This window comes from Pseudomonas sp. (assembly GCF_050739655.1).
In the GTDB taxonomy this organism is placed as follows: Bacteria; Pseudomonadota; Gammaproteobacteria; order Pseudomonadales; family Pseudomonadaceae; genus Aquipseudomonas.
Window position 1 is genome coordinate 1 of sequence record NZ_JBOIBY010000120.1, and the last position, 1,852, is coordinate 1,852.

At 58.5% G+C, this 1,852-nt stretch carries 1 protein-coding gene; it reads left to right on the plus strand.

Annotation, left to right across the window (positions count from 1 at the left end):
- Positions 1 to 329: 329 nt before the first annotated feature.
- Positions 330 to 1,790 carry a membrane-bound lytic murein transglycosylase MltF gene (gene mltF / locus ACRESJ_RS06430; protein ID WP_431757166.1) on the plus strand — a complete coding sequence of 487 codons (1,461 nt, stop codon included), beginning with the start codon at positions 330 to 332 and terminating at the stop codon, positions 1,788 to 1,790.
- The last annotated feature ends 62 nt before the right edge of the window (positions 1,791 to 1,852 follow it).

The following is a 1,852-nucleotide window of genomic DNA, read 5'->3' on the forward strand; positions in this document are numbered from 1 at the left end:
TGGCGAAAGGCAGAAAGGGCAGGAGCGCCGCGCAGGATCAACATCTTCGGGACAGCCTCGGGAAGGGGTGTGCTTTGAGGCCGTGCATTCTAGCCTAAACAGCCCGCGACATCACCCGAAACGCTACGCACGGTTGCACCTGGGTGCCAATCTGTGTTCTTGCCTCGAAAGTCAGGTTAAAAGCGACCGTGACGACAGCTTATTTTTACTGAGACAGAACGCTGGAAAGGCCCATTCCTGCGGGGCTTCGTACGGTTTTGTGATCTCTAGCAGACAAGCCCCTCGCTGTCGAGATATGGCGCCCGTGGTCCTTTGCGTATACTGCGCAAATGTTTTTCCCAATGGCTTTGCGTCCGCGGTTCGCCAAATGGCTGATCGCAACCGGACTCTTCCTGATGCTCAGTGGCTGTGTTGATAAACCCAACACCCTCGAGCGCGTAAAGGAGGATGGCGTGCTGCGGGTCATTACCCGAAACAGCCCCGCCACCTACTTTCAGGATCGCAACGGTGAAACCGGCTTCGAATACGAGCTGGTGAAGCGCTTTGCCGACGATCTGGGGGTGGAGCTCAAGATCGAGACCGCCGACAACCTCGACGACCTGTTCAACCAGGTGGGCAAGCCCAACGGCCCGGTGCTGGCTGCTGCCGGCCTGGTCAGCAGCGAAGAGCGCAAGAAGCAGGTGCGGTTTTCCCACTCTTACCTTGAAGTCACTCCACAGGTCATCTACCGCAACGGCCAGTCGCGCCCTACCGACGCTAAGGATCTGGTGGGCAAGAAGATCATGGTGCTCAAGGGCAGCACCCACGCCGAACAGCTGGCGGAGTTGAAAAAGAAATTTCCCGGCATTGAATACGAAGAGTCTGACGCGGTCGAGGTCGTTGATCTGCTGCGCATGGTCGACGAAGGCCAGATCGACCTGACCCTGGTGGATTCCAACGAAGTCGCGATGAACCAGGTGTATTTCACCAACATTCGGGTCGCCTTCGACCTGGGTGACGCCAGCAACCAGAGCTGGGCCGTGGCGGCAGGCGACGACAACAGCCTGCTCAATGAAATCAACGAGTATCTCGACAAGGTCAAGAAAAACGGCACCCTGCAACGCCTCAAGGACCGTTATTACGGGCATGTCGACGTCCTCGGCTACATGGGTGCCACCACCTTCGCCCAGCACTTGCAGCAACGCCTGCCCAAGTACGAGAAACACTTCAAAGCCTACGCCAAGGTAGAGAAAGTCGATTGGCGCCTGCTGGCGGCGGTGGGTTATCAGGAGTCCCTGTGGCAACCGGCCGTCACCTCCAAAACCGGCGTGCGTGGCCTCATGATGCTAACCCAGAACACCGCGCAAGCCATGGGCGTGTCCAACCGGCTCGACCCCAAGCAGAGCATCATGGGCGGTGCCAAGTACCTGGCTTATATGAAGGAACAACTGGATGATTCGATCCAGGAACCGGATCGCACCTGGTTTGCCCTCGCGGCCTACAACGTCGGCAGCGGTCACCTCGACGACGCACGCAAACTGGCGGCCAAGGAAGGGTTGAATCCGGACAAATGGCTGGATGTGAAGAAAATCCTGCCGCGCCTGTCCGAGAAGAAGTGGTACAGCAAAACCCGTTACGGCTACGCCCGTGGCGGCGAGCCCGTGCATTTCGTGGCGAACATCCGTCGCTACTACGACATCCTGACCTGGGTAACCCAGCCGCAACTTGAAGGCGACCAAGTCGCCGAGGGCAACCTGCATGTGCCGGGGATCGACAAGAGCAAGCCGCCTCAAGAACCCGCCCCGCTCTAAAGCAAAGATCGCAGCCTTCGGCAGCTCCTACAGGGTTTTGTGTACACCTGTAGGAGCTGCCG